At 66.8% G+C, this 5,106-nt stretch carries 4 protein-coding genes and 1 pseudogene; all 5 read left to right on the top strand.

The genetic code is table 11. The features are described 5' to 3' along the window. Positions 1 to 1,173, top strand: a 1,173-nt coding sequence (locus U1E69_RS08385; protein WP_322243947.1) for an ISKra4 family transposase, incomplete at its 5' end; no start/stop codon positions are given. 73 nt (positions 1,174 to 1,246) lie between these two features. Further along, on the top strand, positions 1,247 to 1,876 hold the full coding sequence (locus U1E69_RS08380; RefSeq protein WP_322243946.1) for a cation transporting ATPase C-terminal domain-containing protein: 630 nt from the start codon (positions 1,247 to 1,249) through the stop codon (positions 1,874 to 1,876). After that, positions 1,873 to 3,579: a cation:proton antiporter gene (locus U1E69_RS08375; protein WP_322243945.1), complete on the top strand. Its 1,707-nt coding sequence runs from the start codon at positions 1,873 to 1,875 to the stop codon at positions 3,577 to 3,579. The genes U1E69_RS08380 and U1E69_RS08375 overlap by 4 nt, the downstream gene beginning before the upstream one ends. After that, positions 3,576 to 4,697 (top strand): patatin-like phospholipase family protein, encoded by a 1,122-nt coding sequence (locus tag U1E69_RS08370; protein WP_322243944.1) that lies wholly within the window; start codon positions 3,576 to 3,578, stop codon positions 4,695 to 4,697. The genes U1E69_RS08375 and U1E69_RS08370 overlap by 4 nt, the downstream gene beginning before the upstream one ends. Beyond that, a pseudogene (locus tag U1E69_RS08365) lies at positions 4,694 to 5,106 on the top strand (GntP family permease); the annotation flags it as partial. The gene U1E69_RS08370 and the pseudogene U1E69_RS08365, both read left to right, overlap by 4 nt.

Below are 5,106 nucleotides of genomic sequence, written 5' to 3'. Positions count from 1 at the left end.
CGAGAAAGCCGCGTATGCCCGGATTGCGCCTCGGTTCGTGCCATTCATGACTATCGCACGCGCGATCTCGACACGCTCTTTGGGCGGGTTCGGGTCAAAGCCGCGCGCATGCGCCGCTGTTCGTGTGATGCCAGGTCAGCGGCGATGCCCGGTGGACCTATTTCTCCGCTGGCCTATTTCTTTCCAGACCGGGCTACCCCGGAGCTGCAACGGCTACATGCGGACCTTGGTTCCCGGCATACCTTTCGCGAAGCGGCGCGGCTGATGAAAAGCTTCCTCCCCTGCCATCCGCCCCATCACACCACGGTGCGTGACCGGTTGGGAAGAGTAGCCACTGGGCTCGAGAAAAGTCGAAGGGCATCAGGCGATCCCGTTGAAGCCCCGCCCAAAGGTGGTTTGACGGTTTTTCTGGACGGTGCGCATATCCGCTGTCGACCGGAGTATCAGCAGCGACACCTGGATCTTGTGGTCGGCAAGATTGAAAGTCGCAATATGTGCCGACGATTTGGCTTGGTCGCCAATGCGACGGCATCGCCAAGCAGCCGCATGCGAGAAGAGCTGTCCGACTATGGATGGAAGCCAGGCCGTCTGTTGATGGTAATCTCTGATGGCGAGCTTGCTCTCCCGAACCTCATACGGAATGCCGTGGGTGGCGACGGTCAGGTGAAACATATCCTCGACTGGTGGCACATCTCGATGCGCATTCGACATGTTGAGGCCGCCGTTCAGGGTCTGGTCCAGACACCGGGGTTCACTGGAGTTCCAGTGCTGTTCCAGCGCCCCGCGAAAAGCCTCCGCTGGTGGCTTTGGCATGGCAGAGCATGGGTCGCGGAAACATTTCTGAAGACGCTCATGCATGATTGCACCCGCCTCGCTGAGGAGCCTCTGGCTGTCCGCACCGCTGCCGCTCGTGTGCAGGCCCGCTACGAGACACTGTACACCTACCTCGCGAACAACATGGAATCCCTCGTCGACTATGGCCGACGCTACCGTAACGGGCTGCCCATCTCGTCATCTCGTGCCGAAGGATCAGTCGATGACATCGCAAATGCCCGCATGGGAAAGCGCAGAAGGATGCGGTGGTCGCCCAAAGGGGCTCACCGAGTAGCCGTCACAAGGGCCGCAGTTCTCGATGGTCGGCTGACCGTCGCAAACAGAAAACGCCCCGCATGACCCCCATGTTCTGTCCACTCCCCGCGAGGGGCGCACTGTCTATGACAACCTGCGCAAGTCGGTCACCTTCCTGTTGCCGATCAACGGCGGCGAATCCTTCGCCATCGTCTTTGCGCTGCTTCTGGGCCTGACGCTGCCGATCACGCCCTTGCAGATCCTCTGGGTCAACCTGGTCAGTTCGGTGGCGCTGGCCATGGTGCTGGCTTTCGAGCCGGCCGAGCCCGACATCATGGCCCGCCCGCCGCGCCCGCCCGGAGAGCCGATCCTGACGGCCTTCCTGCTGTGGCGGGTGCTGTTCGTCTCCACCCTGTTCTTTGCCGGCATCATCGGCATCTTCGAATGGACCGAGGCGCATGGCGCCAGCATTGCCGAGGCGCGGCCTTGGGCGGTCAACACGCTGGTGGTGATGGAGGTCTTCTACTTGTTCAGCGTGCGCTTCCTGCGCAGCACCTCTCTGACGCTGCGGGGCGCGCGCGGCACGCCGCCGGTGCTGATCGCCATCGGCGCGGTCATCCTGTTGCAGGGCTTCTTCACCTATGCGCCGGTGATGGAGACCCTGTTCGACACCAGGCCCCTGCCGCTGGACCACGTGCCGGTGGTGCTGGGAATCGGCGTCGCGGTCTTCGTGATCCTCGAAATCGAAAAGGCCCTGCGCCGCGCATTTGCCCCTGCGCCCGCCCCCGCTGAAGGGGACCGAGCATGATTGCCGACCTGATCGAGGGTTCGCTGTTCCGCGAGGTGACGGCGATCCTGGTCGTCGCAGCGGTGGTGGCGCTGGTCGGGATGAAGCTGCGCCAGCCGCTGATCGTCAGCTTCATCGCGGTCGGGCCTCTGGTCGGGCCTTCGGCACTGGGGCTGGCGGGCACCGCCGAGGCCGACCCGCACCTGCATCTTTTCGCAGAACTGGGTATCGCGCTTCTCTTGTTCCTGGTCGGGCTGAAGCTGGACCTGGGCCTGGTGCGCACCTTGGGGCCGGTCGCCCTGATGACGGGGCTGGGGCAGGTCGGCTTCACCTCGGTCTTTGGCTTCCTGATCTGCCTTGCCCTGGGAATGGACTGGGTGACCAGCCTTTACATCGCCGTCGCGCTGACCTTTTCCAGTACTATCATTATCGTCAAGCTTCTGTCCGACAAGCGCGAGGTGGACTCGCTGCATGGTCGCATCGCGCTGGGGTTCCTGATCGTGCAAGACATCGTGGTGGTGATAGCCATGGTGGTGCTGTCGGCCATCGCCGCAGGTCAGGCGGCGGGGACGGCGACGTCGGGCACCGGCGGTGCGGCGGGCGAGATCGCAATGGTCTTCTTCTGGGGAGCAGTGATGGTTGCGGCTTCGCTGGCGATCATCCGTTGGGTAGCTACGCCCCTGACGCGGATGCTGGCGGGATCGCCCGAGCTCTTGATCGCCTTCGCCGTGGCCTGGGCCACGCTGTTCGCGGCGGTAGGCGACTATCTGGGCTTTTCCAAAGAGCTGGGCGGGCTGCTGGCGGGGGTCACGCTGGCCTCGACACCGCTGCGCGAGACGCTGGCCTCACGGTTGTCGCCGCTGCGCGACTTTCTGCTGCTGTTCTTCTTCGTCGGCCTGGGCGCGCAGCTTGACCTTGGGCTGGTCCTGGCGCAGGTGCCCGAGGCGCTCTTGCTTTCGGCCTTCGTGCTGGTGGGCAACCCCTTGATCGTGCTGGCGATCATGGCGGCGCTGGGTTACGCCAAGCGGACGGGTTTCCTGGCCGGGCTGACCGTGGCCCAGATCAGCGAGTTCAGCCTGATCTTCGTCGCCATGGGGGTCACGCTGGGCCATGTCGGGCCCGAGGCGCTGGGGCTGACCACCTTCGTCGGCATCGTCACCATCGCCAGTTCGACCTACATGATCCTGAATTCGCACCGGCTCTGGGCAGTCTGCGAGCCTTGGCTGGGCTGGTTCGCCGGTCGCCCCGCGCGGCGTGAAGATGCGGTCGGGCCGGTCGGGCCGGACTACGACACGATCGTCTTCGGCATGGGGCGCTATGGCGGCGGCATCGCGCAGGGGCTGGCCGCGCGCGGGCACCGGGTGCTGGGCGTGGACTTCGACCCCACGGTGACGAAGGGCAGGGGCGGCCCGGACCTGATCTTCGGCGATGCCTCGGACCCGGAATTAGTGGCAGGCCTGCCGCTTGGCCCGGTGCGCTGGGTGGTGCTGGCGGTGCCCCCGCATGCGGGCGGCATGCAAAGCGATGATCCGCGCCTGACGCTGCTTGAGGCTCTGCGCGCGGTCGGCTATCGTGGACAGACGGCTGTTATTATCCAAGGCCCGGATGACGCCGCCCGGATGCATGTTGCCGGGGCGGACCTGACGCTGGAGCCCTATCCGGACGCCGCGATGCGCGCAGCCGACCGCATCGCGGCGGCGCATGGGAAAGTGATACCAGCATGACCGAGACAAAAGGCAAAGCGGCACAGGCACTGCGCAAGAGCCGGAGCGGTCCGTCGGCGGGGCCGCGGCGGCTGGAGCTGGCCTTGCAGGGCGGCGGCGCGCATGGCGCCTTCACCTGGGGCGTGCTGGACCGCCTGCTGGAGGAGACCGGGATCGAGATCGTCGCCCTCAGCGGTGCCAGCGCCGGGGCCATGAACGCGGTCCTGGTGGCGCATGGCCTGATGCACGGCGGCCCGGACGCGGCGAAACGCGCGCTCTGGCAGTTCTGGAAGGGGGTCGCCCGCGCGGCCCTGTCGCTGCGCGCCGCAGATGCCGCCTTCGCGATGCTGGCCCCGCCACCCGGCCTTTCGGCCAGTGGCCTGCTGCCCTTTGCGCTCTGGTCGGCGACCCATGCCGCTTGGCGCACCTTTGCCGAACAGGCGGCCGGACAGGTCGCGCAGGATCTGAACCCGCTTGGCCCGCTGCTGGAGCAGCTGGTGGATTTCGAGGCCCTGCGCCAGCCGCAGGCACCCCGGCTGTTCCTGTCGGCCACGGATGTCGCCACCGGCAACCTGCGGGTGTTCCGCAATGCCGACCTCTCGGCCGCGGCGGTGCTGGCCTCGGCCTGCCTGCCGCAACTGTTCCACGCCGTCGAGATCGACGGCCGCGCCTACTGGGACGGCGGCTATCTGGGCAATCCGCCGCTGGCACCGCTGATCGCGGAAAGCCCCGGCGACGATCTTCTGGTGGTGCAGGTCAACCCGGCATACCGCGCGGGAGTGCCCGCTGGTGCCGCGGCGATCGCCGAGCGGGTGAACGAGATCACCTTCAATGCCAGCCTTGGCAACGAGCTGCGCGGCATCCTGGCGCTGAAACGCGCGCTGGGGGCGATCAAGCCGGCCGATTGTCCCGACGATCCGCTGCTGCGGCGGCTCGCCAGCCTGCGGCTGCACCGGATCGCGGCGGACGAGAGCGATTTCGCGCCCGGACAGTCCAGCCGGCGCATCCCGGAATGGTCCGCCTTGCAGGCCCTGCACGGTGCGGGCCGTCGCGCCGCCGATGCCTGGCTGTCACAGTTCGGTGCAAGTCTCGGGCGGGAAAGCACCTTCACCGCCATCGCCGAAGGAGACCGACCGTGACCGCACTACTCGCCGTCCTGCTGGCGCTGGCGCTCTTGATCGTGCTGGCCTATCGCGGCCTCAGCGTGCTGATCGCGGCCCCGCTGGCGGCGGCGCTGGCGGCGGGGCTTTCGGGGGCGCCGGTCATGGCCTCGCTGACCCAGGTGATGATGCCAGGCATGGGCGGCTTTGTCGTGCAGTTCCTGCTCTTGTTCCTCTTGGGCGCGATCTTCGGCAAGCTGATGGAGGACACCGGCGCCACCCGCAGCCTGGCCGAGGCCATGGTGAAGCGGATGGGCCCGGCCAACACCATCCCGGCGGTGGTGCTGGCCTGCGCGGTGCTGACCTATGGCGGGGTGTCGCTGTTCGTGGTGGCCTTTGCGGTGGCACCGCTGGCGACCGAGCTTTTCGCCCGCAGCAAGCTGCCCCG

Origin of the sequence: Tabrizicola sp., assembly GCF_034366665.1 — a bacterium.
GTDB lineage: Bacteria > Pseudomonadota > Alphaproteobacteria > Rhodobacterales > Rhodobacteraceae > Tabrizicola.
This window is presented reverse-complemented; position numbering and strand designations above follow the sequence as displayed.